Below are 23921 nucleotides of genomic sequence, written 5' to 3'. Positions count from 1 at the left end.
CCGGACGGGCGCTCGCAGGGCGCCCGTTTTTTTCGTGCCGATGCACTAGAGCGCCGGTTCTCGCCGCTTGGTAAAATCTCGTGTTTACGCCTTCCGTTCGCGAGGGCGCGCCGCATATCCCAGGGAACATCGAATGAAACAGTACCTCGAGCTCGTCCAGACGATTCTCGATACCGGCACTTGGCAGGAGAACCGCACGGGCATCCGCACGATCGGCATTCCCGGCGCGATGCTGCGTTTCGACCTGCAGCAAGGCTTCCCGGCCGTGACGACCAAGAAGCTCGCGTTCAAGTCGGCGATCGGCGAGCTGGTGGGCTTCCTGCGCGCGTCGAAGAGCGCGGCGGACTTCCGCGCGCTCGGCTGCAAGGTCTGGGACGCCAACGCGAACGAGAACCCGCAGTGGCTCGAAAACCCGTACCGGCAGGGTCCGGACGATCTCGGCGATGTCTACGGCGTGCAGTGGCGTAAATGGCCTGCGTACAAACTGGTCGATGCCGGTGCAGGCGATCAGATCGCCGACGCCACCAATCGCGGCTTCGAGGTCGTGACGAGCTTCGTCGAGAACGGGCGCGAACAGGTGCTGCTGTACAAGGCGATCGATCAGTTGCGCCAGTGTCTCGACACGATCATCGAGCGCCCGACCGACCGGCGCATTCTGTTTCATGCGTGGAATCCGGCGAAGCTCGACGAGATCGCGCTGCCCGCATGCCATCTGCTGTATCAGTTCATCCCGAACGCGGTGACGCGCGAAATCTCGCTGTGTCTGTATATCCGCAGCAACGATGTCGGGCTCGGCACGCCGTTCAACCTGACCGAAGGCGCGGCGCTGCTGCATCTCGTCGGCCGCTTGACGGGGTACAAGCCGCGCTGGTTCACGTACTTCATCGGCGACGCGCATATCTACGAGAATCAGCTCGACATGCTCAACGAACAGTTGAAGCGCGAACCGTTGCCGTCGCCGCAGCTCATCATCTCGGACCGCGTGCCTGATTACGCGGTCACGAAGCGCTACGAGCCGGAATGGCTGGAAAAGATCGAGCCGAAGGATTTCGCGCTGGAAGGATACAAGCATCACGAGCCGCTCACCGCGCCGATGGCGGTCTGAGCGAACGCTTCAGCGGGTAAATGCGAACGCGCGGCTTCGGGCCGCGCGTTCGTCGTTTACGGCCCTTAGCCGCGATGATGCTCGTTACCGCCGCCGCCATGCTGCGGCTGCTGCGGCTGCTGTGGTTGCTGCGCCTGCTGTGGCCGTTGATGGGCTTCCTGATGCGGCATCTGCGGCGGCGCCTGATGCGCTTCCTGATGCATCGGCTGACGTGGCGGCTCGGGATGATACTGCGGCCGCTGCGCCTGTTGCTGTGCCTGCTGCGGTCGCGGCGGCGGCATCTCGCGATGCGGCTGCTCGGCGCGCGGCTGACGATGGGCTTCCGGCGGCGGTTGCATCGCCTGCATCGGCGGATTGGGCGCGCGGTGCTCGAAGTGCGGCGCGTCGCCCGCGTGCTGCGGCGGTTGGCCCTGTTGCGGCGGCACGCGCGATTCGTTGGGCACAGCGCGCCCGTGCGATGCATCGCCATGCGAGAAGCGCGGATCGCCTTCTGATGGCCCACGCTCAGGCGGATGCGGGACGCCGTTACCGCGCGGCGCTTCGCTTGCGATCACCGAACGCGCCGGCCCATGCGTCGCGACGAGATGCACCTGATCGTTACGCGCGTCGCGATGGTCATGAAAATCCGGCATTCCGACCGGCGCGCGCGTCGCCACCACTGGACGCCCGAAGCCGCCCTGCGGCGGCCGGTAATCGGCGCGCCGCGCACCGGGCGCGAAACTGTCACGGGTCGGCGCGATGCCCGGCGCGCCCGCGAAGAAATGCGGATTGCGCCAGCGCGACGGATCGACCGCATACGGCTGCCGTCCGACCGGCTGACCATGCATGAAGGCGTTCGCGGGCACAGCCGTGAGCGCACGCGGCGCGCGATAGTTGACGTACGTATTGTTCACGTAGACGTTACGGTTCACGCGCTCGTAATAACGCGGACTCCAGCCATCCCGATGCGGACGCCATGCCTCGCCCGGCCCGAGCGGGAACCACGCGACGCCCGCCGCCGCGACGCCGCCGACCGTCAGCGCGACGTTCCAGTCGACACCGCTGGCGCCGTCGCCGACGAACGCGACGAGCGCAGGCGCATACGCGGGCGGCGCGCTCATGGCCATCGGTCCCGGCACCCAGGCCCATTGCGATCCGACATACGCCCAGCGCCCGTAGTGATAGGGCGCGAAACCCCAGGGCGCGTCGTCGATCCAGGTCCAGCCCCACGGGTCCTGCCACGCCCAATGTCCCTGCCGATACGGCGCCCAGTCGGCGGAGACGGCATTCGGCACCCAGACCGGCCCGTACGACGGATCGTTGCGCCACGTGCCGTTGGCATCGAGATCCTGATAGCCGGGAATGTCGCGCGACACGTAACGCGCCGAGACCGAGCGGTCCTCGGATGCGTCGCGGCTCGCGGCCCATTGATCGAACGCGTCCGGCGCGGGCGCTGCATTCGCCGACGTCTGCTGAAGATTCGTGCCCTCGAACGTCATCTGCTGCCCACCCGCGAGTTGCACCGATGCGCCGTCGCCATACACGGTGACGCCGCCGCTTCGCACCGTGACGGTGGTCGCGCGGCCATCGGGCGCGACGTCCACGCGCACGTCGCCGGGCGTCGTGATCGCTAGCGCGGCGTTGGGCGTGTCGATCTCATAGCGCGTGCCGGGCGGCAGTTCGCGCACGCGCGTCGACAGCGTGCCCTGCGCGATCTTGAGCTGCGCGGTGTTGTCGTCGAGCGCGAGGATCGACAGCGCGGTCGATGAACCGAGCCGCAGCGCCGTCGAACCGATATGCAGTTCCGAGCGCGCGTTTTCGTCGTTCCAGAGCTGATCGCCCGTCGTGAGCGGACGGTTGATCTGCGCGTAGGACCAGTCGGATGCGCCCGCCGGCTCGGTCGTCACGGTGCCCGCCATGTAGTTCAGCCGCGCGATGCGCCCGGGCGGGTCGGCTTGCGGCGTCTGCGCGAGCGCGCCGAGCGCCGATATCGATAAGAGCGCGCCCAGCGTCGCGGCGGCGATGGCCCTGTTTTTCATCGTGTTCTCCGGCGGCCGCGCGTGCGTCCTGTCGGACGCGACGGTCCGCGAGGCCTGTCGGATCAATGTATCGCCCGCGCGTGTATCCGTACGATGCCGTTTGTAACGGCGCGCGGGTGGGCGTAACAAAGCTTTATCGCGCGGACAGGAAGCCCTCGAAATGCCGATGCCCCGCCGGCGTCACGCGCAACACGCGACGCTTCGCGGTGTGCTCGATCCAGCCATGCGATTCGCACGCGTCAAGGAACGCCGCCCCGAGCGCGCCGCCCAGATGCGGCCTGCGCTCGCTCCAGTCGATGCACGTGCACGCGAAGCGGCGTCGCCGCGCGCGCTGCGTCTTCAGGTCGATGCCGAGTTCGGCGAACGCCTGCGCGCCTTCCGGCGTCGCGTCGAGGGCGGCGGGGCCGTGCGCCTGTTCGTGTTCGTCGGCGGCGGCGAGCCAGTTGCGCGCGATCATCCGGTCGAAGATCTGCACGGCGAGTTCGCCCGCGAGATGGTCGTAGCAGGTGCGCGCAAAACGCATGTCGACGGGCACGGCCGAAGGAGGCCGCTCGGGCGCGCGCTGCGGGGCGCTGGCCCGTGCAAGATTGGCGAGCGCTTCGATCGCCGCGGCGATATCCGGCGTCGCGATGCGGTAATAGCGATGCCGCCCGCTGACTTCGAGCGCAAGCAGTCCGCCTTCGGTGAGCCGCGCGAGATGCCCGCTCGCCGCCGACGGCGACAGCCCCGCGATCATCGTCAGTTCGCCGGCGGGACGCGCGGTGCCGTCCATCAGCGACCAGAGCATCGCGGCGCGGCCCGGATCGGCGATCAGCGCGCCGATGCGTGACAGTCCGGGGAAATGGCGCGCGCGCGAATCGGTGTCGTCGAAAGCGGAGTTCATGGCGATGTCCCTGACGGGCGAAGTGATCGACATAACCACTCTAGCGCGGCTTCGCATCCGATGTTTCACTGCGCACCGAAACGTCGATGCGCGACGCGTGGCGCTAGAATGAACGTTGGCATTCGAGCCAGCAGGAGAATTTCCATGTCCAGATTCATTCTCGCCGGCGTGCTCTGCGTGCTGATGCTGTGTGCGGGCTGCGCGGGCGGTCCGTCGTCATCGGCGGGCGGTGGCGGCAGCATCACGATGTACGGCACGATCGATCAGGGCATCACGGTTCACGACTAGCGCCTTTTTCGCTTCGTATAATTGGCGTCATATGACTCGAACATGATGCCACCATGAATACGCCGACTTCATCCCCCATTCCCGCGCTCCCGAAGAGCCGCGCCGAAACCACCTTCCGCTTTCTCGCCGAGCCGACTTCGGTGAATTTCGGCGGCAAGGTGCACGGTGGCGCGCTGATGAAATGGATCGACGAAACCGCCTACGCCTGCGCCGCGATGTGGTCCGGCCGCTACGCGGTTACGGTGAGCGTCGGCAATATCCGCTTTCGACGGCCGATTCTCGTCGGCAATCTGGTGGAATTGCGCGCGCGCGTGGTCACGACGGGGCGCACCAGCATGCACATTCACATCTCCGTGCACGCGGGCGATCCGAAAGTCGGCGAGCTGCAGCAGACGACCGATTGCCTGATGGTCTTCGTCGCCGTCGATGAAAAAGGACAGCCGACTCCCGTGCCGTCGTTCGTGCCGGAGACGGACGAGGAGAAGCGCCTCGCGAAATACGCCATGGACGTGAAGGACGCGCTCGACGCGATCGTCGAGCTGAAGCCAGAGGAGGTGGCGGCGGGAAAGGTGTGAAGGGAGTCTGATCAGCGAATTTCCTCTCGATGTAGTAACATATCTACATTGGAAGGAGATTCCATCGTGACCATCACAACGTTATCCAGTCGAGAACTGAATCAGGACGTGACTCGGGCCAAGAAAGCGGCCAAGGACGGCCCTGTCTTCATTACAGACCGTGGCAGGCCTGCTCATGTGCTCTTGAGCATCGAGGAGTATCAGCGCCTTACGGGAAAGAAGCGCAATCTCGTCGACGTGCTTTCCATGCCGGGCCTTGCCGACATCGACGTCGACTTTCCGCCTTCACGCGCGTTTCCACGGGCGGCTGACTTCGAATGATGTTTCTGCTCGATACGAACGTCATTTCCGAACTACGCAAGGTTGGCGACGGCAAAGCCGATATCAATGTCACGCGCTGGCTCTCCGGCGAAGACGCGGCGAGCTTCTACATCTCGGCTGTGACGCTCTTCGAACTCGAACTCGGCATTCTCCGCATGGAGCGGCGCGATGCGGAGCAAGGAGCGCGGCTGCGCACCTGGATGCACACTCGCGTCGTCCCCGAGTTCGCGGACAGGACCTTGCCGCTCGACTCCAGCGTGGCGCAGCGTTGCGCCAAGCTGCATGTCCCGGACCCTCGTCCTGAGCGCGACGCCTATATCGCTGCCACGGCGCTCGTGCACGGCATTACCGTCGTCACGCGAAACGTAGCCGATTTTGCTCCGTGCGGCGTCAATGTGATCAACCCGTGGGAGATCTCTTCCTGAGACCTCCTATCCAGCGCGCGCTTACTTCCCGACCATCTCGCCTGGCTTGACCCACTCATCGAACTGCTGCGCGCTCACGTGACCGAGCGCGAGTGCGGCGGCCTTGAGCGTCGTGCCTTCCTTGTGCGCTTTCTTCGCGATCTGCGCGGCCTTGTCATAGCCGATATGCGGATTGAGCGCCGTCACGAGCATCAGCGATTCGTTGAGCAGACTCTCGATGCGCGTTTCGTTCGGCTCGATGCCCACCGCGCAGTTGTCGTTGAAGCTCTGCGCGCCGTCCGCGAGCAGGCGGATCGATTGCAGCACGTTATGCGCGATCATCGGCCGGAACACGTTCAACTCGAAGTTGCCGCTCGCGCCGCCGAAATTCACAGCGACATCGTTGCCGAACACCTGGCAGCAGAGCATCGTGACGGCTTCGGATTGCGTGGGATTGACCTTGCCCGGCATGATCGAGCTGCCCGGCTCGTTCTCCGGAATCGACAGTTCGCCGAGTCCGCAGCGCGGCCCGCTCGCGAGCCAGCGGATGTCGTTGGCGATCTTCATCAGGCCCGCCGCAACCGTCTTCAGCGCGCCGTGCGCGGCGACGAGCGCGTCGGCTGCGGCCATCACCTCGAACTTGTTCGGCGCGGTTTCGAAGGGCAGGCCGGTGAGCTTGCCGATCGCGCCCGCGACCTTCGCCGCGAATTCCGGATGCGCGTTCAGCCCCGTGCCGACCGCCGTGCCGCCCTGCGCGAGCTGATACAGATGCGGCAGCGTCGCCTCGACATGCTTCACGCCCTGATCGAGCTGCGCGACGTAACCCGAAAATTCCTGGCCGAGCGTGAGCGGCGTGGCGTCCTGCAGATGCGTGCGGCCGATCTTCACGATCTTGTCGAACGCCTTCGATTTCTTCTCCAGCGTGTCGCGCAACGTTTTCAGCGACGGCACCAGGTGCTTGACGATCGCATACGCGACCGCGACGTGCATCGCCGTCGGGAACACGTCGTTGGACGACTGTCCGCGGTTCACGTCGTCGTTCGGATGCACGAGGCGCTCCTCGCCGCGCGGTCCGCCCATGATCTCGCTCGCGCGATTTGCGATCACCTCGTTCAGGTTCATGTTGGTCTGCGTGCCCGAGCCGGTCTGCCACACGGCGAGCGGAAATTCATCGGGATGCCTGCCGTCGATGATTTCCTCGGCCGCCTCCATGATCGCCTTCGCTTTCTTCGAGTCGAGCACCTTCAGGCCTTCGTTCACTTCGGCGGCGGCGTGCTTGATGATCGCGAGCGCGGTGATCAGTTCGGGCGACTGCTTTTCCGTCGAAATCTTGAAGTTCTGGAGCGAGCGCTGCGTCTGCGCGCCCCAAAGCTTGTCGTTGGGCACGGCGATTTCGCCGAACGTGTCCTTCTCCATCCGCACGTCGCCCTTCGCGTTCTGTGTCATGGCGTGAGTTCCCTTGTGAAGTTGGATCAAAGCTGCTTGTCGACGGGCAGCAGCATGAACAGGCCCGTCATCGCGTTGCGATAAAAACCTGCCTCGGGATCGAAATTCCAGGTGACGAGGCTGTTGTTGTACTCGGTGATCCAGACGAGGCCCGACTGCGGCGCGCCGGTGCGCCGCAGTTCCTCGGTGACCGCCGCGCTCGCCAGTTGGACCTGCCAGCTCACCTTCGGCGAGGTCCCGTTGACGAAAAGCCTGGCAGCTTCCTCGGCGATCGGCTTGCTGTGGATCACGAGCGCGAGCTCGGTGTTCAGCTTCGCCGAGCGCGGATCGAGATTCATCGAGCCGATCACGAGGATACTCCGATCGATCACATAGGCCTTCGCATGCAGGCTCGCGCGCGATTGCGAGCCGAACAGGCCGGCGCGCGGGCTGCGTTCGCCTTCGAGCTGGATCGGCTTGAATTCGTACAGTTCGACGCCGTTTTGCAGCAACGGAACGCGATACGGCGCGTAGCCGGCCTGCACGGCGACGGCGTCGGTGGCGGCGAGCGAGTTGGTCAGCACCGCGACGCGCACACCGCGTCGGGTCGCCGCGCCGAGCGTTTTCACGCCCGTATCGTGCGGCACGAAGTAGGGCGAGAGGATCAGGAATTCGCTCTGCGCATCCTTGAGCAGATCGACGAGACGCTGCATCGGCGGGCTCTTGTAGTCGTCGCTCGGATGCTCGATCTTCGACGGCGAATCGACCCAGAATTCCGTCGGCGCCCAGACGAGGCCCATTTCCTCGCGTGAAATCTGCTGCGCGAGCGGCGTCGCATTGAGCGGCTTCGCGTTCAGCGGCTCGGCCTGTTTGCGCCAGTGCGCGCGCAGGTCGTCGCGGGTCTTGTCGAGTTCGGCGGGATCGAATTTCTGCTTGTTCAGCACGCGCAGCGGGTACGAGAGCGAGCTGTTCCAGTAGTCGTCGAAGCTCGCGGAAATCTGCGGCGTCACCGGGCCGGCGGCGAAGACGTCGAGATCGCGAAACTGCAGCGTCGGACTCGCGCTGAAGTATTCGTCGCCGAGATTGCGCCCGCCGACGATCGCGATCTGGTTGTCCGCGATCATCGCCTTGTTGTGCATGCGGCGCGTGAAGTGGCCGAGATTCGTGAAGAAGTTCTGCGTGCGCTCGGAGAAGCTGCGCTGCGCACTGCCGTACGGGTTGAACACGCGGATCTCGATGTTGTTGTGCGTGTTGAGCGCCGCCATGATCTGGTCGATGTCCTTGAAGTTCAGATCGTCGACCAGCATGCGTACGCGCACGCCACGATCCGCCGCATAGAGCGCCGCGCCCAGCAGCAGCTTGCCGGTGTTGTCTTCCTCGGCGATGTAGTACTGCATGTCGAGCGTCTTCGTCGCCGCGCGCGCGAGGGCGATGCGCGCCTGCAGCGCGTCGGTGCCGGTCGGCAGCAGGCGCACGGCGGACTGATCGGGATGCCGCTGCTCGAGCGGCGCGAGCGCGTTCGCGAGCGGCGTCGCTTCGTTCGATGCCAGCGCGTGGCTCACCGGCCGGTCGAACGCCGTCGCGGGCGGACGGGTGGCGCAGGCGGCGAGCAACGTCGTCAACACGACGATAGCGAATCTACGTACTGGCGCGATGATGTCACGCGCTACAACTTCCCCCATTCCCCGGCTTTCCGACACTTCGATTCCTCGTTTTTGATTGTCGCGACTTGGCGCGTCTCGAAATTATTTTAAGGGGAATCGGAACGAGGCCGGGCGGGACGCCCGCGAGGAAGGCAGAGATAAAGCGTAAGGACGAAAAAAAAGCCCGCTGGCTGAAGCGGGCTGATAACCCCTGTCACAGATGTCTCAAGGAGGAGACGGGTTCATCCTAGCAATGCGCGCCGCGCGGACCAACCAAGCATTCGTGCTATGCATATCGGCGCGCGGATCGGGTGCTTATCAGGCATGGCCGTGCGGCGCGGGGTTCGCGGCATCGGCGTCGTCCGGCTTCGGCGCGACGCCCGTCTCGACGAACCTGCGGCTGATGCGGTGAAACCGCAAGGTCATCAGCACGGCGACGCTCGCGAGCCCGGCGGCGAGTCCCCACCACAGGCCTTTCGGACCCAGCTCGAAGTGGAATGCGAGCACATAGGCGGTCGGAAAGCCGACGCCCCAGTAGCCGAACGCGGCGGCGAGCATCGGGATGCGCGTGTCCTTCAGGCCGCGCAGGCAGCCCGAGCCGACCGTCTGCATGCCGTCGACGATCTGGAACACCGCCGCCACGCCGAGCAGCGACGCCGCGAGCGCGACGGTGTGCGCGTTGGCGGGGTCGTCGAGATGCAGATACAGGCCGACGATCGCGCGCGGCACCGTGATCAGCACGAGCCCCGAGCACATCATGAAGCCGACGCCCAGCGCCAGCGCGACGAAGCCCGCGTGACGCGCCGCGACGGGCACGCCCGCGCCGACCCAGTAGCCGACGCGCACGTTCGCCGCCTGGCCGATCGCGAGCGGCACCATGAAGGCGACCGATGCGACGTTGAGCGCGATCTGATGCGCGGCGAGCGGCGCTTCGCCGAGCAGGCCGACCATCATGCCGGTGGCGAGAAAGAGCGTCGATTCGACGCCGTAGGTGATCGCGACCGGCCAGCCGATGCCGAACAGCTCGCCCATCAGCGGCAGGCGCGGGCGCGCGCGGGCGACGAAATGCCTGTAGCGCGGCCGCAGATGCAGCACCGCGACGAGCGCGATCGCGATGCCCCAGACGGTGATCGTGGTCGCCGCCGCCGAACCGAGAAAGCCTTCGCGCGGCAGCCCGTACGCGCCGTGAATCAGCCCGTAATTGAGGAAGCCGTTGACGAACACGCCGCCGATCGAGATCCACAAGAGCCGCCGTGCCGCGCCGATCGCGGGCAGAAAGGCGCGCATCATGCCCACGCCGATGAGACTGCCCGGCGTCCCCCAGCGCAGCACCGCGCAGTATTCGCCGACGTTCTTCGCGAGCGTCGCCGGTTCGTGGAACGCGAGCAGGATCGGCTCGGCGTAGCTCAGCAGCACGAACGCGGGCACGGCGAGCAGCACGGACAGCACGAGACCGGTCCAGTAGATGCCCGGCACGCGATCGTCGGCGTTCGCGCCGCGCGCATGCGCGACCGACACCGACACCGATGTCAGCACCCCCTGCAGCAGCGTCACCACGACGAAAAAGAGGTTCGCGCCGAGGCCGCCCGCGGCGAGCGAGTCGGGGCCGAGCGAGCCGAGCAGGATGGTGTCGGTGACGCCCATCGCCATCTGCGAGAGCTGCGCGATGGCGAGCGGCGCGGCGAGGCGCGCCGTGTCGACGGCGTGACGCGAGAGGCTCGGCGGTCCTTGATGCGCGCGCGTGGCGCGGGTGACGTGCGGTTGCATGGCTGATCGGATGGAAACAAAGACGGCGCGACAGTCAGTGCACTGAACGCCGCCGGACTGGAATGCGGAAGGGCAAAGAGCGGAGCGCGATGCGCAACACGCGCTGACGGAACGACCGACGCTGCAAACCCGGCGCTGAAACCAGAACGAAAGACGACTAGCTTATTGCGTCGCGTGCGGCATGTCGATGACGCGATCGCTTATGGCCGGGTTTTCTCAATCGCGCGGCGTGCGCGCGCAAGTTCCGGCGACGCTATTCGGGCGCGCGCACGTGAATCGTCTGGCCGTCGAGCTTCACCTTCTGGCCCGCGCGGATCTTGCAGGTCTTGCGCATTTCCACTTTGCCGTCGACGGTGACGTCGCCCATTGCGACGCGCGCCTTCGCAGAGCCGCCGCTATCCGCCAGGCCCATCAGCTTGAGCAGGTTGTGGAGTTCGACGAAGTCGCCCGTGAGGGTGAATTGGAGTGGCGGCATGGGGGCGGGCGCAACGGAAAGCGGAGAAGGGCATCCATGATAAACCACCGCCGCCGGCGCGCCGGGCATGCGCCGTGCTGTTGGCATCGCGAGGACCGGTTATCGGACCGCAAGTGATTCGACTGGCAAATGTAGCCAGATGAAACCGTCGGTAACAATGACTGGTTTTCGAGAACTTGCCCGATCGAGGTCCGGTCCGACCGTTTGATCGATGCAGCTTCGGTCATCTTTCCAATCGACAAAAGTCGCGCGGATCGCTCGCTTCACCGTTGTCAGAGCGCCGCCGACGCCAACTAAAGAGAGGACGAACTCATGACTCGCGCACGAATCCTTTTGATCGGTTCCGCCATCGCCACGCTCGCCGCTTCGGGCGCCTACGCGCAAACCGCGCCGCAGCCCGCGCCGATGGAACCGCAGACCATGCAGCCGGCGACGCCGCCGCAGCAGAACGTCGTCGCGCCGGCGCCGATCGATCCGCTCGTCCAGCGCCGCAACGCGAACGCCGAGGCGAACGCCGAATATCGCGCGTCGAAAAAGGCGTCGAAGGCCGAGCTGAAGGCACAAAACCAGCAGGCCAAGTCGCAATACAAGGAAGAGGTGAAGAACGCCAAGATCAACCGCAAGGCGGACAAGGACGCCGCCAAGGCGGAACTGAACGCGACGGAGCCGAGCACGCCGAAGGACACGGGCCTGCAGCACTGAGCGTGACGCGCCGCGAGACCGGCAAAATCCGGTTTCGCGGCTCAGATACAGGGAGGACATGATGAACAGAAAAACCCATGCACTGCTTGCCGCGCTGATCGCGGGGACGTTCGCGAGCGTGAGCGCGGCATCGTTCGCGCAGACGACCTCGGACGCACCGAGCGCCGCCGACCAGAAGGCCGTGAAGGAACAGACGAAGGCCGACAAGAAGGCGGCCGTCGCACAAGCCAAGGCCGACAAGAAGAAAACCGAGGCGCAGTCCGAAGCCAACGAAGCCGCCGCCGACGCGAAGCTGAAGAACGCGAAGAAGGCGGAGTAACACGCGCTTTTTTGCAGCGATGCGAGCCCGGTTCCCTGCGGACCGGGCTCGTTGCATTTGGGGCCAAAAGCCTTGCCGAGCCAAAGACTTGCGCGCGCGGGTTGTATGGATATACAGTGTGCGTCACTCTTTTCCCGCCGCCATCTCCTCACGTGCTCACGCTTCCCGACACCGCCGACGCCGCCTTCGCCTCCGCCGCGAAACAGGTGGCCGACTATCTCGCGAAGCTCAACGAGGCGCAGCGTCAGGCCGTCGAATTCGGCGTCGATGAACCCGGCCGCGCAGGCGGGCCGCTGCTCGTCATCGCGGGTGCGGGGTCGGGCAAGACGAACACGCTCGCGCACCGCGTCGCGCATCTGCTCGTGAAGGGCGCCGATCCGCATCGCATCCTGCTGCTCACGTTTTCGCGCCGTGCGGCGCTCGAAATGACGCGGCGTGTCACGCGCATCGCGATGAACGCGCTCGGCACGAAAAGCGCCATCGCGCAGGGGCTGACGTGGTCGGGCACGTTTCACGGCGTCGGCGCGCGGCTGTTGCGCGATTACGCCGACCTCGTCGGGCTCGCGCCGTCGTTCACGATCAACGACCGCGAGGATTCCGCCGATCTCATGAACCTCGTGCGGCACGAGCTCGGTTTGTCGTCGAAGGAGAAGCGCTTTCCGGCCAAGTCGACATGCTTCGCGATCTACTCGCGCGTCGTCAATACGGGCGCGACGCTCAGCCACGTGCTCGATCAGTCGTATCCGTGGTGCCGCGAGTGGGAAGCCGATCTCAAGCGCCTGTTCGCCGCCTACGTGGCCGCCAAACAGGCGCAAAGCGTGCTCGATTACGACGACCTGCTGCTCTACTGGTCGCATCTCGCGGCGGAGCCGTCGGTGGCGGCGGATCTCGCGAGCCGTTTCGATCACGTGCTCGTCGACGAATATCAGGACACCAATCGCCTGCAGGCGTCGATCCTGCTCGCGATGAAACCGGACGGGCGCGGCCTCACCGTCGTCGGCGACGATGCGCAATCCATCTACTCGTTTCGCGGCGCGACGGTGCGCAATATCCTCGATTTCCCGGGCCATTTCGATCCGCCCGCCGCGACCGTCACGCTCGATCGCAACTATCGCTCGACGCAACCGATCCTGGAGGCGTCGAACGCCGTGATCGGGCTCGCGTCCGAGCGCTACACGAAGAATCTCTGGACCGACAAGGCATCGGCGCAAAAGCCGCGCGTCGTGTCCGTCGCCGACGAAGCGGATCAGGCGCGCTATGTCGTCGAGAAAGTGCTGGAGGCGCGCGAGTCGGGCATGAGGCTCAAGTCGCAGGCGGTGCTGTTTCGCGCCGCGCATCACAGCGCGACGCTCGAAATCGAACTCACGCGGCGCAATATTCCGTTCGTGAAGTTCGGCGGTCTCAAGTTTCTCGATTCCGTCCATGTGAAGGACGTGCTTTCGGTGCTGCGCTGGGCCGAGAATCCGCGCGATCGCGTGGCGGGCTTTCGCGTCGCGCAATTGCTGCCGGGCATCGGGCCCGCGATCGCCGCCCGCCTGCTCGATAGCGTGAGCGCGCCGGATGCGGTTGCCTCGGGCGCGATCGCTTCGTTCGCCGCGCCCGCCAGAGCCAGCGAGGACTGGCCGCGCTTCGTCGGCCTGATGGCGAAGCTCTGCGGGCGCGAGTCGGGCTGGCCTGCCGAGTTCGAAATGATCCGCCGCTGGTACGAGCCGCACCTCGAACGCAATCACGAGGACGCGGCGATCCGCATCGGCGATATTTTGCAGATGGAGAGCATCGCGTCCACGTATCCGACGCGCGAGCGCTTTCTCACCGAACTCACGCTCGATCCGCCCGACGCCACCAGCGACGAATCCGGCGTGCCGCTGCTCGATGAGGACTATCTGATCCTCTCGACGATCCATTCGGCGAAGGGCCAGGAATGGCGCAACGTGTTCGTGCTGAACGGCGTGGACGGTTGCATCCCGTCCGATCTCGGCACCGGCAGCGACGAGGAAATCGACGAGGAGCGGCGTCTTTTATACGTCGCGATGACGCGCGCGAAGGAAGATCTGCACATCGTCACGCCGCAGCGTTTCTACGTGCACAACCAGACGCATCTGGGCGACCGCCACGTGTGGGCGCAGCGCACGCGCTTCATCCCGCCGCATCTCATGCAGAACTTCGAAGCGGCGGCGTGGCCGCCGGTGATCGCGCCCGCCGCACCGACGGCGGCGGGACTGGCGGCGGCCGCGAAAGCGAAAATCGATATCGCGGCGCGCCTGAAGGGAATGTGGGAGTAGGGTGGAGCTCGCCTCAGCACTTCAGCGCTGCGCGCGCGTGGTTCGCGGCGCGCGCGGCGTCGGCGCGAAGATGCTGCGCAGCCACGCGGCGAAACGCGTGAAGCCGTCATAAGGCTCTTCGATGAACAGCTCGGGCCGCAGCGAGCGCAGATACTCCAGCACCTGTTGCGCTTCCTGCTTCGGAATCGAGCCGTAAACGATGCCGAGCCGCAGCAGGCCGCGCAGTTCGCCGAGCTTTTCCCGCGCGTTCGAACCGACGCTCGTTTCCACCGAAATCTTGGTTTCGTACGCGCGCTGGCGCAGCGAGTCGGCGAGTCGCCACGCGGGCGTCTGCATCTTTTCCTCGACTTCGCGGATATCCGCCGCCGCCGACTTGATCTGCGAAGCAAGCACGTCCACTTGCGACACATCGCCGTTTGCTTCGGTGACGATCGCCGTCGCCCACTCGCGCGACGCCTTGATGAGGTCCTCGGCGGTCCAGTCGGCGCGGATCGCGAACGCGAAACCGTGTTCGGCCGCCTGACGGATCAGGATTTCGACGACATCCGGAAATTCCTTGTCGAGCGCGCGCTTCGCCCACGCATACTGGCCGTGCGTGAGCATGCGCTGCACCGCCTGCTCGGTGAGCGGCGTGTGGTTGTCGAGCAGCTTCGCGCGCAGGAAGTCCTCGAACGACGGCGTGACGAATTGTGGATCCAGCTTCAGCGACAGGCGCAGAAACGCTTCGAAGTCGCGCTGCAGCGAAGCGATGGTCTCGTCGCGAAGCGAAAGGGTGATTTGACGCATGTTGGTTCCCGGTTCCGCCGGTCGGTCGCCCGATGGCGGGAAATGCTGGCGGCGCCGCTTCTCAGGGCGGAGTCCATTCGTTTCTGATAACGGCGCGCTTTCCGGGAACTTGAGGTTTCTTTGCAGCTTTTTGAAAGCCGATCGATACGTGAGCGTCGAAGAAGGCTCAGCGCAGCACAGCGAACTGCCACGCGAAAAACACCGCGAGCGCCACCGCAATCGTCAAAAGCGGGCGTTTCGTGAGCACGCAAACGATCACCGCGACGATCGCCGCGACGAGCTGCGGATTGCGCCAGGTGATCTCGGCGCCGTTGCCGTGCGGCGAGACTGTCATCGGCACGATGATCGCGGTGAGCACCGTCACCGGCACGAACGAGAGCGCGGTACGCACGACGGGCGGGAAGGGCAGGCGCTCGCCCAGCACGAACACGGCGGCGCGGATGGCGAAAGTGATCGCCGCCATGCCGAGGATCAATGCGACGTAGTTCATTGCGTGCGCTCCTTGGCGTTCTTCAGGCGATGTTTCGCCTGCGGCCGGTTTTCCATCAGCGTGAGCACCATGCCGACCGCCACGCCCACGAACACCGCCGCGAGCAGCCCGAGCTTGTACGGCCAGCCCTGCCACGCGAACGACAGCACACCCGAAGCGAGCGCCGCCGCGATGAAGCGCACGGCCACCAGTTGCGGCACGATGATCGCAATGAAGGTCGCGACCATCGCAAAATCGAGTCCGAGCGATTTCAAACCGGGGAACGCCGCGCCGAACAGCAGGCCGACGAGCGTCCACATCTGCCAGTTCAGATACATCGCGACGCCCGAGCCGAAGAAGTAATGCGGGCCGATCTCGCCGGGCGGGCGCTTCTGATAGTGCGCGTAGGCGACCGCGAAGACTTCGTCGGTGAGAGTCCCGGCGAGCGCCCAGCGCCAGCGGCGCGGCAGATGCGCGACATAGGGCGCGAGCGTGGCCGAATAGAGCACGTGACGCAGATTGACGACGAAGGTCGTCGCCAGGATGACGGCGAAGCTCGCATGCGACGCGATCAGGCCCACCGCGATGAACTGCGCGGAGCCGGCGAACACGGCAAGCGACATCAACTGGCCGTGCCAGAGCGTGAGCGGACTGGCGGTGACGAGCGTGCCGAAGATCACGCCGAAGGGCGCGGCGCCGATCATCATCGGGATGGTGTCGCGGGCGCCGGCGGCGAATTCGCGCAAAGCCTGGCCGGACGGTTGTGCGGGTGTTGCTTTCAAGATGTCCTCCTATGGAAGCGAGGATACGCAAGACGCCGGTCCGGATGCTTGTACGTTCTTGCGCTTTCCCTGCGCTTCGCGCGCATTCAGCGCCAGCGGCCGGGCGGCACGCCGAACGTGCGTTTGAAATGACGCGTGAAATGGCTCTGATCGGTGAAGCCGCTCGCCGCCGCGACGTCAGTCACGGAGGCGCCCGCGCGCAACGCCGGCAACGCGCGTACGATCCGCATCTGGTTGCGCCACGCGTGCGGCGCGAGACCGGTTTCGCGCGTAAACAGACGCGCCGCGTGGAAGGTCGAAAGGCCGACCGTCTGCGCGAGTTCGGCGAGCGTGACCGGTTCGAGCAAATCGTCGGCGAGGCGGGATTTCATCGTCGCGACGCGGTGTGTGTCGGAGGCGAGCGGCGCGATGCCGGGGCGCGCCAGCGCGTGGCGGCCAAGCAGCGTCGTCACGGCATCGACGAGGGCCAGTTCCGCGGCGAGCGGATCGGCGCCGTTTTCCAGTAGCCGATGCGCGACGACCAGACGCCGCGCCAGATCGGCGTCGCGAACGATGTCGACCGGAAACCACGGCGACGACTCCGGCCGGCCCGACATGTCGCGCGCGAGATTCTCGACGAACGGCACCGGCAGATAGAACACGCGATAGCGCCAGCCCGCATCGACGGCGCGCGCGCCCGTGTGCACTTCGCCAGGGTTGATGACCGGCACCGAGCCAGCCTCGGCGACGTGATGCGCGCCACGATAGTCGTAGCACTCCGCGCCCGCTTCGATCACGGGCACCGTGTAGGCGTCGTGCCAGTGCGGCGAGAATTCGTGATCGTAGTATTCGGCCGTCACCATGTCCGCGTCGGGCACGAGCGACGAGCGCCAGTAGCGTGCGGCATTGCGGAAACGGGCGGCGTTCATCGGTTGCGATTTTTGAGACGGGCGGAATCGCTCAGTTTACAACTTTGTTTCGCCGCAGGCCGGACAGTTGGACGTCACTTCACCGGTATGGTCGTGCCTTCGGGCACCGGCACCGCCGTCACGCTGTTCTTCGGGCTGCCGGTCGCGATACGGTCGCTGTAGGTCAGATAGACGAGCGTGTTGCGCTTCGCATCGACGATACGCACCACATGCAGCGTTTTGAAGATGAAGGACATGCTGGCGGAGAACACGTCGCTCTTCTGCTTGAGCGGCTGCGCGATCTTGATCGGGGCGACCTGGCGGCAGGCGATCGACGCCTCGCTCGGATCTTCCGCGATGCCCAGCGTGCCTTTCACGCCGCCGGTGCGCGCCCGCGACACGTAGCAGGTGACGCCCTGAACGAGCGGATCATCGTAAGCGTCGACGCTGACGCGGTCAGAACCGGTGAAACGGAAATTCGTGTTGACGCTGGCGATCTCCTCCGCGTGCGCGAGCGCCGCGCCGAAGAGAGTGGCAATCGATGCGGCGAGTGCGAGGACGGAGCGTTTCATCGTCATCCTTCGGAAAAGAGAAAGGGCGTCGTATTGTATCGACGCCCTTGGTCTTTTGATGCATCGCCGCGCTGCCGGTCAATGGAAGATCAGATAAAGAATCACCAGCACCACAACCGGTACGCCGAGCAGCCATCCGAGCAGATAAGGCATGTTGTCCTCCTTCGCGTGTTGTTTTCGACGATTTCAGTATCGCGAGGAAGTCTGCTGCACGTTAGCCGTGCACGTCCGAATTCTGTGTAGGTGTTGTCCTATCGAAAGTTACAAAGGGTTTACGGATTCGTCATGCCATCAGACGACTCTTCTTCGCCGGCCGGTCGCGATACAGCGTGCGAACGTAGTCGAGATGGGCGCCCGCGCACTCGCGCGCCCGCGCCGGATCACGCGCGACGATCGCATCGAAGATCGCGCGATGTTGCGCGAGCAGGTTCGCTTCGACTTCGTCGTCGTAGTCGACGAGGCGGTGGGACGTGAGCATCGACTCGCGAACGAGTTCGTTGAGTCCGTGCATCACGTGTGTGAGCGCGACGTTGTGGGTCGCGTCGGCGATCGCCAGATGGAACGCCGCATCCTTTTCGGCGATACGCGTGCTTTTTTCAGCGACGGCGATCTGCAACGCGTCGAACGCGGCAGCGATGCGCGCGAGGTCGGCTTCGGTGGCGCGCTCGGCGGCGTAGGCGGTGGAGAGCGTTTCCAGGCCATGGCGCAGTTCCAGCACGTCGGCGCTCGCGTCGGGTTGCTGTTCGAGCAGGGCCGCGAGCGGGCGCGACACCAGCGGCGCCGTCACATCCGACACGACAAACCCGCCGCGTCCGGCCGCGCGGATGAAGCCATCGGATTCGAGCCGGATCAGCGCCTCGCGCAGCGACGGGCGCGACACGCTCAGTTGCTCGGCCAGATCGCGCTCGGCGGGCAGGCGCTGGCCGGGCAGCAGCGTGCCGTTCGAGATGAGTTCGCGAATCTGCCCCGACACCACGTCGGAGAGGCGCACGCGGGCATAGGAATGCGCCTGGACGGGCTGAAAAGTCATCGTTCGATGTAAATGCAGAATGAAGGCCTGGGATTGTCCGAGTTTGACACGAAACGAGCATCTCATTAAAGTCTTGGTCAGACCAAGCTTACCAAATTCCTCCCCTCGGATCGTCATGAAAGTTGCCCTGTTCGTTCCCTGTTTCATCGACGCGTTTTATCCGCAGGTCGGCATCGCCACGCTGGAGTTGCTGGAACGGCTCGGCGTGGACGTCGACTATCCGCAGGATCAGACCTGCTGCGGCCAGCCGATGGCCAATAGCGGCGCGCACAAGGACGCCGCCGGCGCCGAGCGCGTGTTCGCCCGCAATTTCGCCGATTACGACTACGTGGTCGGTCCGTCAGCGAGTTGCACGCATCACGTGCGCGAGCATTTCACCGCGATCGAGCAGACGAGCGCGGTGCAGAAAGTGCGTCGCAATACCTATGAACTCGTCGAATTCCTCCACGACGTACTGAAGGTGCGCGAATTTCCATGGGCCGAGTTTCCGCACAGAATCGGGTTGCACAACAGTTGCAGCGCGGTGCGGCATCTGCGCGAGACATCGAACTCGGAAGTCGCCGGTACGCCGTTTTCGAAGCCACGCGCGTTGCTTGAAGGCGTGAAGGGCATCGAGTTCGTCACGCCCGCGCGTCCCGACGAGTGCTGCGGCTTTGGCGGGACGTTCTCCGTGACCGAAGCGGCCGTCTCCGTGCGAATGGGGCAGGACAAGGTGCGCGATCATGTCGGCGCGGGCGCGGAGTACATCGTGTCGGGCGACATGTCGTGTCTCATGCATCAGCAGGGCTGCGCGGAGCGCATGAAAGCCGAGGCGAAGTTCATCCATATCGCGCAGGTCTTGAACGGAGCACGCGCATGAGCAAAACCGTTCGGATCGATCACGCGAAAGCGGCCGGGGCGTTCCTGCAAAAGACGGATCACGTCGCGTTCCACGACAAGCGTCTGTGGGACCTGCGCAGCAAGCGCGACGCGCAGGCGCACGGCATTCCCGAATGGGAGACGATGCGCGATCTCGCATCGGGCATCAAAGAACATACGCTGTCCAATCTCGCCGACTACATCGCGCAGTTCATCGATCAGGCAGAGAAGAACGGCGTCGTCGTGCATTTCGCGGCCAACGCGCAGGAGCACAACGAACTCGTCTACACGCTGATGAGCGAGCGCGGCATGACATCGCTCGTGAAGAGCAAGTCGATGCTCACCGACGAGTGCTACATGCGCGACTATCTCGAACCGCGCGGCATCACGGTGATGGAAACCGATCTCGGCGAACGCATCCAGCAGCTCGATCATCAGGACCCGAGCCATATGGTCGTGCCGGCGGTGCACAAGCTGCGCGCGGATGTGGCGGAGCTTTTCGGCAAGACCATCGGCACCGATCCGAAGAACAGCGACATCCACTATCTCGCCGAAAGCCAGCGCATGAACACGCGGCCGTACTTCGTGCGCGAGAAAACGGCGGGCATGACCGGCTGCAACTTCGCGGTGGCGGAGACGGGCACGGTCGTCGTGTGCACGAACGAAGGCAACGCTGATCTTTCCGCGAACGTGCCGCCGCTGCATATCGCGTCGATCGGCATCGAAAAGATCATTCCGACGATCGCCGATCTCGGCGTGTTCGTGCGCATGCTGTCGCGCAGCGCGCTCGGCTCGCCGATCACGCAATACACGTCGCACTTTCGCGCGCCGCGTCCGGGCACGGAGATGCACTACATCCTCGTCGACAACGGCCGCTCCGAGCGGCTCGCGATGGACGACTTCTGGTATTCGCTCAAATGCATCCGCTGCGGCGCGTGCATGAATACCTGTCCGGTGTATCGGCGCAGCGGCGGGCTGTCCTATGGCGGCACGTATTCCGGGCCGATCGGCGCGATCATCAACCCGACCCACGATCTGAAGCGCTACAGCGCGCTGCCGTTTGCATCGACGATGAACGGCAGTTGCACGAACGTGTGTCCCGTGAAGGTGAACATCCACGAGCAGATCTACAAGTGGCGCGAGGTGATCGCGGAGAAGCACGAAGTGCCGTTCGTGAAGCAGGAAGTCCTGAAGATGGCGGGGCGACTGCTCGCGAGTCCGACGCTTTATCGAGCGACGGTCGCATCGCTCGGCGGCGCGTTGAAGCGTCTGCCCAACTTCGTGCTGTACAACCCGCTCAACATCTGGGGGCGTCAGCGCGACCTGCCCGAAGCGCCCGCCGAGACATTTCACGAGTGGTACAAGAAGAACCGGAAGACTGAGAAATGACGACTCGCGAAGCTTTTCTGTCGAAGATCCGCGCGGCGCAGCCCGCATCGCGCCCGCGCCCCGACGTGCCGCTCTTTCCGGCGCCCGAAGGCGATCTGAAGTCGCGCTTCACGGCCGCGCTCACCGCGATGGGCGGTACCTGCGTCGACGCTGCCAGCCTGAACGACGTGAACGCGTTGCTGGCTGCGCGCTTCCCGGATGCGAAGGTGATCGCCTCGGCGGTGCCGGGCGTCGACGGCACGCGGCCGCTCGCGCCCGATACCGTGCCGGCGTCACTACAGGATGTCGATGTGGGCGTCGTGCGGGGGCGCTTCGGCGTCGCTGAAACCGGCTCGGTGTGGTTCAGCGAGCAAGAGTACATCGTGAACTCGGTCGGCTATCTGTCGCAGCATCTCGTCGTGCTGCTCGATCCGGCGCTGCTCGTCGAGGGCTTGCAGCAGGTGTATCGACGGCCCGATTTCAAATCGGCGCGCTATGCGGTGCTCGTGACGGGACCGTCTGCGACGGCCGATATCGAAGGCGTGCTGATCCGCGGCGCGCAGGGCGTGCGCTCGTTGACTGTCGTGTGGCTGGCGGGTTGATTGCTTTTAAGCAGATGATTGACGTGGAGTATGAAGCGCAAAAACAAAAAGCCCAGTCGCGTGACTGGGCTTTTTAATGAAGCTTTTGGCTCCCCGACCTGGGCTCGAACCAGGGACCTACGGATTAACAGTCCGGCGCTCTACCGACTGAGCTATCGGGGAACAACTAACACATCTGCAACTGAGATAAAAAACCCAGCCGATTGACTGGGTTCTTTTAAAACCGACTTGCTGGAGTTTTTTTGGCTCCCCGACCTGGGCTCGAACCAGGGACCTACGGATTAACAGTCCGGCGCTCTACCGACTGAGCTATCGGGGAACATCTACAGCAGAGAAGCGAAATTATAGGGGGCCACGATTACCGTGTCAACGCTCAATCTTCATTCGATAAGCATTTTTTGCAAACCGTAACGAAGCGCAATCCAACAGCCGGAATCAACGCTCGAGCAGATTCAGCTTGTCCTTCACGTCCTTGAATTCGTCCGCTTCGGGCAGCGAGCCCTTCGTCTTCGTGATGCTCGGCCAGTTACGCGCGAGGTCGGCGTTCAGTTCGGTGAAGTGCTGCTGGTCGCCGGGCACATCTTCTTCTGCGTAGATTGCATTGACCGGGCACTCGGCCACGCAGACGGCGCAGTCGATGCACTCGTCCGGATCGATCGCGAGAAAGTTGGGACCTTCGCGGAAGCAATCCACCGGGCACACGTCCACGCAATCGGTGTACTTGCACTTGATGCAGCTTTCGGTCACAACGTGAGTCATTCAGGCTCCTGCATGCGGAATTCGTGGGGGCGGCGCCCCGTGCGGCTACATGGGCCGGGAGGTGCGCGTGCCGAAACGCATATTGTAGCGTAACGATAAAAGCGGGCGCGAGCCACACGACGCCCCCTTTATATCGATTCGTGATGTATGTATGCGCGGCTTCGTAAAAGGGTGAGGCATGGGTCATGCCGTCGCGCGCATTCGGGTAACATGGCCCCAAAGGCATGAAGGCGCGCGCGAGCCCAAGGCACGAGGCAAAGCGCGCGGTCAATTCGCGTGGATGTTCCAGTCAGAACCATGATCATCAATTCGCTGCTCGACACCGACCTCTACAAGTTCACGATGATGCAGGTCGTCCTGCATCACTTTCCCGCCGCGCACGTCGAATATCGCTTCCGTTGCCGCACGCCGAACGTCGATCTCGTGCCGTACATCGACGAGATTCGCGACGAAATTCGTCAGCTCTGCAATCTACGCTTCAGGGAAGAGGAGCTGGATTATCTGCGGCGCATGCGGTTCATGAAGAGCGACTTCATCGATTTCCTGGCGCTCTTTCATCTGAACGAGAAGTCCATCCGCATCGCGCCGTCGCCGAAGAAAAACGGCGAAATCGATATCGAGATCGAAGGGCCGTGGCTGCATACGATCCTCTTCGAGATCCCGGTGCTCGCGATCGTCAACGAGGTCTATTTCCGCAACACGCAGCGCAAGCCCGAGTACGAAACCGGCCGCGAGCGCCTGCGCGAGAAAATCAAGCTGCTCGCCACGCCGCCCGAATACTCGGACTGCAAGATCGCCGATTACGGCACGCGCCGCCGCTTTTCGGGACAGTGGCACGAGGAAGTCGTGCTGACGCTGAAAGAGAGGCTCGGCGCGCAGTTCGCCGGCACCAGCAACGTCTTCTACGCGATGAAGCACGGCCTGCGGCCGCTCGGCACGATGGCGCACGAATACTTGCAGGCGTGCCAGGCGCTCGGTCCGCGTCTGCGCGACTCGCAGATTTTCGGCTTCGAGATGTGGGCGAAGGAATATCGCGGCGACCTCGGGATCGCGCTGTCGGACGTCTACGGCATGAAGGCGTTCCTGCGCGACTTCGACATGTACTTCTGCAAGCTGTTCGACGGCGCGCGCCACGATTCCGGCGATCCCTTCGACTGGGGCGAGCGCCTCATCCGGCATTACGAGGAAAATCGCTGCGATCCGCGCACGAAGGTGCTGGTCTTTTCCGACGCGCTCGACATTCCCAGGGTGCTGCAGTTGTACGAGCGCTTCCGCGGGCGCTGTCAGCTGGCGTTCGGCGTCGGCACCAATCTCACCAACGACCTCGGTTATCAGCCGCTGCAGATCGTCGTCAAGATGGTCCGCTGCAATGGACAGCCGGTCGCGAAGCTGTCCGATTCGCCCGGCAAGAACATGTGCGACGACAAGGCCTACCTCGCGTATCTGCGTCAGGTGTTCGGCATCGAGCAGCCGGTCGGCGAAGACTGATCCCCTGTCGGCGGGCGCGCGTTCGTGCGTTTGGCTTATGCCGTTCGGCTGAGGCTCGTGCGCGAAGGCCGCTGGCTATAATTCGGACGCGTCGTCGATCAATCCGACGCGCA

25 protein-coding genes and 2 tRNA genes are annotated in these 23921 nt (G+C 64.5%); 12 read left to right on the top strand and 15 right to left on the bottom strand.

Translation table 11 applies throughout. The features are described 5' to 3' along the window. Positions 1–133: 133 nt before the first annotated feature. Complete coding sequence (locus NK8_RS10265; protein ID WP_162066093.1) at positions 134–1105, top strand: thymidylate synthase; 972 nt, start codon at positions 134–136, stop codon at positions 1103–1105. Between the two features lie 65 nt (positions 1106–1170). Here NK8_RS10265 and NK8_RS10260 read toward each other — a convergent pair whose 3' ends face one another. Next, positions 1171–3123 carry a DUF6600 domain-containing protein gene (locus NK8_RS10260; RefSeq protein ID WP_213226250.1) on the bottom strand — a complete coding sequence of 651 codons (1953 nt, stop codon included), beginning with the start codon at positions 3121–3123 and terminating at the stop codon, positions 1171–1173. A 133-nt stretch (positions 3124–3256) separates the two neighbouring features. Then, positions 3257–4006 carry a helix-turn-helix transcriptional regulator gene (locus NK8_RS10255; protein WP_213226249.1) on the bottom strand — a complete coding sequence of 250 codons (750 nt, stop codon included), beginning with the start codon at positions 4004–4006 and terminating at the stop codon, positions 3257–3259. A gap of 144 nt (positions 4007–4150) precedes the next feature. On the opposite strand from NK8_RS10255, the gene NK8_RS10250 reads away from it, so the two are divergent. The 4 genes from NK8_RS10250 (at position 4151) to NK8_RS10235 (ending at position 5615) form a co-directional block, all read left to right on the top strand. Beyond that, a complete protein-coding gene (locus tag NK8_RS10250; protein ID WP_213226248.1) occupies positions 4151–4294 on the top strand; it encodes a hypothetical protein in 144 nt (47 codons plus the stop codon). 53 nt (positions 4295–4347) lie between these two features. Continuing rightward, a complete protein-coding gene (locus NK8_RS10245) occupies positions 4348–4869 on the top strand; it encodes an acyl-CoA thioesterase (RefSeq protein ID WP_213226247.1) in 522 nt (173 codons plus the stop codon). A gap of 66 nt (positions 4870–4935) precedes the next feature. After that, positions 4936–5190, top strand: coding sequence for a type II toxin-antitoxin system Phd/YefM family antitoxin (locus NK8_RS10240; RefSeq protein WP_213226246.1), 255 nt, complete (start codon positions 4936–4938; stop codon positions 5188–5190). After that, positions 5187–5615 (top strand): type II toxin-antitoxin system VapC family toxin, encoded by a 429-nt coding sequence (locus tag NK8_RS10235; protein WP_213226245.1) that lies wholly within the window; start codon positions 5187–5189, stop codon positions 5613–5615. Before NK8_RS10240 ends, NK8_RS10235 begins: the two co-directional genes overlap by 4 nt. Positions 5616–5636: 21 nt before the next feature. On the opposite strand, the gene fumC is transcribed toward NK8_RS10235, so the two are convergent. The 4 genes from fumC to NK8_RS10215 form a co-directional block, all read right to left on the bottom strand. Continuing rightward, positions 5637–7040 carry a class II fumarate hydratase gene (gene fumC, locus NK8_RS10230; protein WP_213226244.1) on the bottom strand — a complete coding sequence of 468 codons (1404 nt, stop codon included), beginning with the start codon at positions 7038–7040 and terminating at the stop codon, positions 5637–5639. Positions 7041–7066: 26 nt separating this feature from the next. Beyond that, a complete protein-coding gene (locus NK8_RS10225) occupies positions 7067–8701 on the bottom strand; it encodes a phospholipase D family protein (RefSeq protein WP_213226243.1) in 1635 nt (544 codons plus the stop codon). Positions 8702–8980: 279 nt separating this feature from the next. Then, a complete protein-coding gene (locus NK8_RS10220) occupies positions 8981–10429 on the bottom strand; it encodes an MATE family efflux transporter (protein ID WP_213226242.1) in 1449 nt (482 codons plus the stop codon). Between the two features lie 253 nt (positions 10430–10682). Continuing rightward, positions 10683–10904 (bottom strand): RNA-binding S4 domain-containing protein, encoded by a 222-nt coding sequence (locus NK8_RS10215; RefSeq protein ID WP_061178767.1) that lies wholly within the window; start codon positions 10902–10904, stop codon positions 10683–10685. Between the two features lie 312 nt (positions 10905–11216). On the opposite strand from NK8_RS10215, the gene NK8_RS10210 reads away from it, so the two are divergent. The 3 genes from NK8_RS10210 to NK8_RS10200 all read left to right on the top strand — a co-directional run bounded on the left by NK8_RS10210 (position 11217) and on the right by NK8_RS10200 (position 14207). Further along, entirely contained in the window at positions 11217–11606 is a 390-nt protein-coding gene (locus tag NK8_RS10210; RefSeq protein WP_213226241.1) for a hypothetical protein, read from the top strand. Between the two features lie 61 nt (positions 11607–11667). Then, positions 11668–11925, top strand: coding sequence for a hypothetical protein (locus NK8_RS10205; protein WP_213226240.1), 258 nt, complete (start codon positions 11668–11670; stop codon positions 11923–11925). A gap of 152 nt (positions 11926–12077) precedes the next feature. Continuing rightward, positions 12078–14207: an ATP-dependent helicase gene (locus tag NK8_RS10200; RefSeq protein ID WP_213228596.1), complete on the top strand. Its 2130-nt coding sequence runs from the start codon at positions 12078–12080 to the stop codon at positions 14205–14207. Positions 14208–14228: 21 nt separating this feature from the next. Here NK8_RS10200 and NK8_RS10195 read toward each other — a convergent pair whose 3' ends face one another. The 6 genes from NK8_RS10195 to NK8_RS10170 form a co-directional block, all read right to left on the bottom strand. Next, positions 14229–14993, bottom strand: coding sequence for a DUF4088 family protein (locus tag NK8_RS10195; RefSeq protein WP_213226239.1), 765 nt, complete (start codon positions 14991–14993; stop codon positions 14229–14231). Between the two features lie 166 nt (positions 14994–15159). Further along, positions 15160–15483, bottom strand: coding sequence for an AzlD domain-containing protein (locus NK8_RS10190; protein WP_162066083.1), 324 nt, complete (start codon positions 15481–15483; stop codon positions 15160–15162). Beyond that, positions 15480–16247 carry an AzlC family ABC transporter permease gene (locus NK8_RS10185; protein ID WP_213228594.1) on the bottom strand — a complete coding sequence of 256 codons (768 nt, stop codon included), beginning with the start codon at positions 16245–16247 and terminating at the stop codon, positions 15480–15482. Before NK8_RS10185 ends, NK8_RS10190 begins: the two co-directional genes overlap by 4 nt. Before the next feature lie 83 nt (positions 16248–16330). Continuing rightward, positions 16331–17152, bottom strand: a complete 822-nt coding sequence (locus NK8_RS10180; protein ID WP_213226238.1) for an AraC family transcriptional regulator — start codon at positions 17150–17152, stop codon at positions 16331–16333. Positions 17153–17226: 74 nt separating this feature from the next. Further along, positions 17227–17703: a CreA family protein gene (locus NK8_RS10175; protein WP_162066081.1), complete on the bottom strand. Its 477-nt coding sequence runs from the start codon at positions 17701–17703 to the stop codon at positions 17227–17229. A 283-nt stretch (positions 17704–17986) separates the two neighbouring features. Then, positions 17987–18733 carry a FadR/GntR family transcriptional regulator gene (locus NK8_RS10170; RefSeq protein ID WP_213226237.1) on the bottom strand — a complete coding sequence of 249 codons (747 nt, stop codon included), beginning with the start codon at positions 18731–18733 and terminating at the stop codon, positions 17987–17989. Positions 18734–18848: 115 nt separating this feature from the next. On the opposite strand from NK8_RS10170, the gene NK8_RS10165 reads away from it, so the two are divergent. From NK8_RS10165 to NK8_RS10155, 3 genes are read left to right on the top strand one after another with little or no spacing between them, the layout of a single operon-like run. After that, complete coding sequence (locus NK8_RS10165) at positions 18849–19592, top strand: (Fe-S)-binding protein (RefSeq protein ID WP_162066078.1); 744 nt, start codon at positions 18849–18851, stop codon at positions 19590–19592. Further along, the gene (locus tag NK8_RS10160; RefSeq protein ID WP_213226236.1) at positions 19589–20980 is read left to right on the top strand and encodes a lactate utilization protein B; all 1392 of its coding nucleotides are present in this window, start codon (positions 19589–19591) and stop codon (positions 20978–20980) included. The genes NK8_RS10165 and NK8_RS10160 overlap by 4 nt, the downstream gene beginning before the upstream one ends. After that, a complete protein-coding gene (locus NK8_RS10155) occupies positions 20977–21561 on the top strand; it encodes an LUD domain-containing protein (protein WP_213226235.1) in 585 nt (194 codons plus the stop codon). The genes NK8_RS10160 and NK8_RS10155 overlap by 4 nt, the downstream gene beginning before the upstream one ends. An 86-nt stretch (positions 21562–21647) precedes the next feature. On the opposite strand, the gene NK8_RS10150 is transcribed toward NK8_RS10155, so the two are convergent. The 3 genes from NK8_RS10150 to fdxA all read right to left on the bottom strand — a co-directional run bounded on the left by NK8_RS10150 (position 21648) and on the right by fdxA (position 22320). After that, positions 21648–21723 (bottom strand) — tRNA-Asn (locus NK8_RS10150). A gap of 81 nt (positions 21724–21804) precedes the next feature. Then, a tRNA-Asn gene (locus NK8_RS10145) sits at positions 21805–21880 on the bottom strand. 116 nt (positions 21881–21996) lie between these two features. Continuing rightward, positions 21997–22320: a ferredoxin FdxA gene (gene fdxA, locus NK8_RS10140; RefSeq protein ID WP_035501717.1), complete on the bottom strand. Its 324-nt coding sequence runs from the start codon at positions 22318–22320 to the stop codon at positions 21997–21999. Positions 22321–22617: 297 nt separating this feature from the next. Between fdxA and pncB the strand changes: the two genes are divergently transcribed. Next, complete coding sequence (gene pncB / locus NK8_RS10135; RefSeq protein ID WP_162066072.1) at positions 22618–23808, top strand: nicotinate phosphoribosyltransferase; 1191 nt, start codon at positions 22618–22620, stop codon at positions 23806–23808. Positions 23809–23921 lie beyond the last annotated feature (113 nt).

The sequence above is a fragment of the Caballeronia sp. NK8 genome, assembly GCF_018408855.1.
Taxonomy (GTDB): Bacteria; Pseudomonadota; Gammaproteobacteria; order Burkholderiales; family Burkholderiaceae; genus Caballeronia.
Note: the sequence above shows the minus strand (reverse complement) of the source record. Positions and strands in the feature narration are given on the sequence as shown.

Coding starts and splice junctions, on each gene's coding strand:
- NK8_RS10265 (WP_162066093.1), top strand. CDS start 134: ATGAAACAGTACCTCGAGCTCGTCCAGACGATTCTCGATACCGGCACT.
- NK8_RS10260 (WP_213226250.1), bottom strand. CDS start 3,123: ATGAAAAACAGGGCCATCGCCGCCGCGACGCTGGGCGCGCTCTTATCG.
- NK8_RS10255 (WP_213226249.1), bottom strand. CDS start 4,006: ATGAACTCCGCTTTCGACGACACCGATTCGCGCGCGCGCCATTTCCCC.
- NK8_RS10250 (WP_213226248.1), top strand. CDS start 4,151: ATGTCCAGATTCATTCTCGCCGGCGTGCTCTGCGTGCTGATGCTGTGT.
- NK8_RS10245 (WP_213226247.1), top strand. CDS start 4,348: ATGAATACGCCGACTTCATCCCCCATTCCCGCGCTCCCGAAGAGCCGC.
- NK8_RS10235 (WP_213226245.1), top strand. CDS start 5,187: ATGATGTTTCTGCTCGATACGAACGTCATTTCCGAACTACGCAAGGTT.
- fumC (WP_213226244.1), bottom strand. CDS start 7,040: ATGACACAGAACGCGAAGGGCGACGTGCGGATGGAGAAGGACACGTTC.
- NK8_RS10225 (WP_213226243.1), bottom strand. CDS start 8,701: ATGGGGGAAGTTGTAGCGCGTGACATCATCGCGCCAGTACGTAGATTC.
- NK8_RS10220 (WP_213226242.1), bottom strand. CDS start 10,429: ATGCAACCGCACGTCACCCGCGCCACGCGCGCGCATCAAGGACCGCCG.
- NK8_RS10215 (WP_061178767.1), bottom strand. CDS start 10,904: ATGCCGCCACTCCAATTCACCCTCACGGGCGACTTCGTCGAACTCCAC.
- NK8_RS10210 (WP_213226241.1), top strand. CDS start 11,217: ATGACTCGCGCACGAATCCTTTTGATCGGTTCCGCCATCGCCACGCTC.
- NK8_RS10205 (WP_213226240.1), top strand. CDS start 11,668: ATGAACAGAAAAACCCATGCACTGCTTGCCGCGCTGATCGCGGGGACG.
- NK8_RS10195 (WP_213226239.1), bottom strand. CDS start 14,993: ATGCGTCAAATCACCCTTTCGCTTCGCGACGAGACCATCGCTTCGCTG.
- NK8_RS10190 (WP_162066083.1), bottom strand. CDS start 15,483: ATGAACTACGTCGCATTGATCCTCGGCATGGCGGCGATCACTTTCGCC.
- NK8_RS10180 (WP_213226238.1), bottom strand. CDS start 17,152: ATGAACGCCGCCCGTTTCCGCAATGCCGCACGCTACTGGCGCTCGTCG.
- NK8_RS10175 (WP_162066081.1), bottom strand. CDS start 17,703: ATGAAACGCTCCGTCCTCGCACTCGCCGCATCGATTGCCACTCTCTTC.
- NK8_RS10170 (WP_213226237.1), bottom strand. CDS start 18,733: ATGACTTTTCAGCCCGTCCAGGCGCATTCCTATGCCCGCGTGCGCCTC.
- NK8_RS10165 (WP_162066078.1), top strand. CDS start 18,849: ATGAAAGTTGCCCTGTTCGTTCCCTGTTTCATCGACGCGTTTTATCCG.
- NK8_RS10160 (WP_213226236.1), top strand. CDS start 19,589: ATGAGCAAAACCGTTCGGATCGATCACGCGAAAGCGGCCGGGGCGTTC.
- NK8_RS10155 (WP_213226235.1), top strand. CDS start 20,977: ATGACGACTCGCGAAGCTTTTCTGTCGAAGATCCGCGCGGCGCAGCCC.
- fdxA (WP_035501717.1), bottom strand. CDS start 22,320: ATGACTCACGTTGTGACCGAAAGCTGCATCAAGTGCAAGTACACCGAT.
- pncB (WP_162066072.1), top strand. CDS start 22,618: ATGATCATCAATTCGCTGCTCGACACCGACCTCTACAAGTTCACGATG.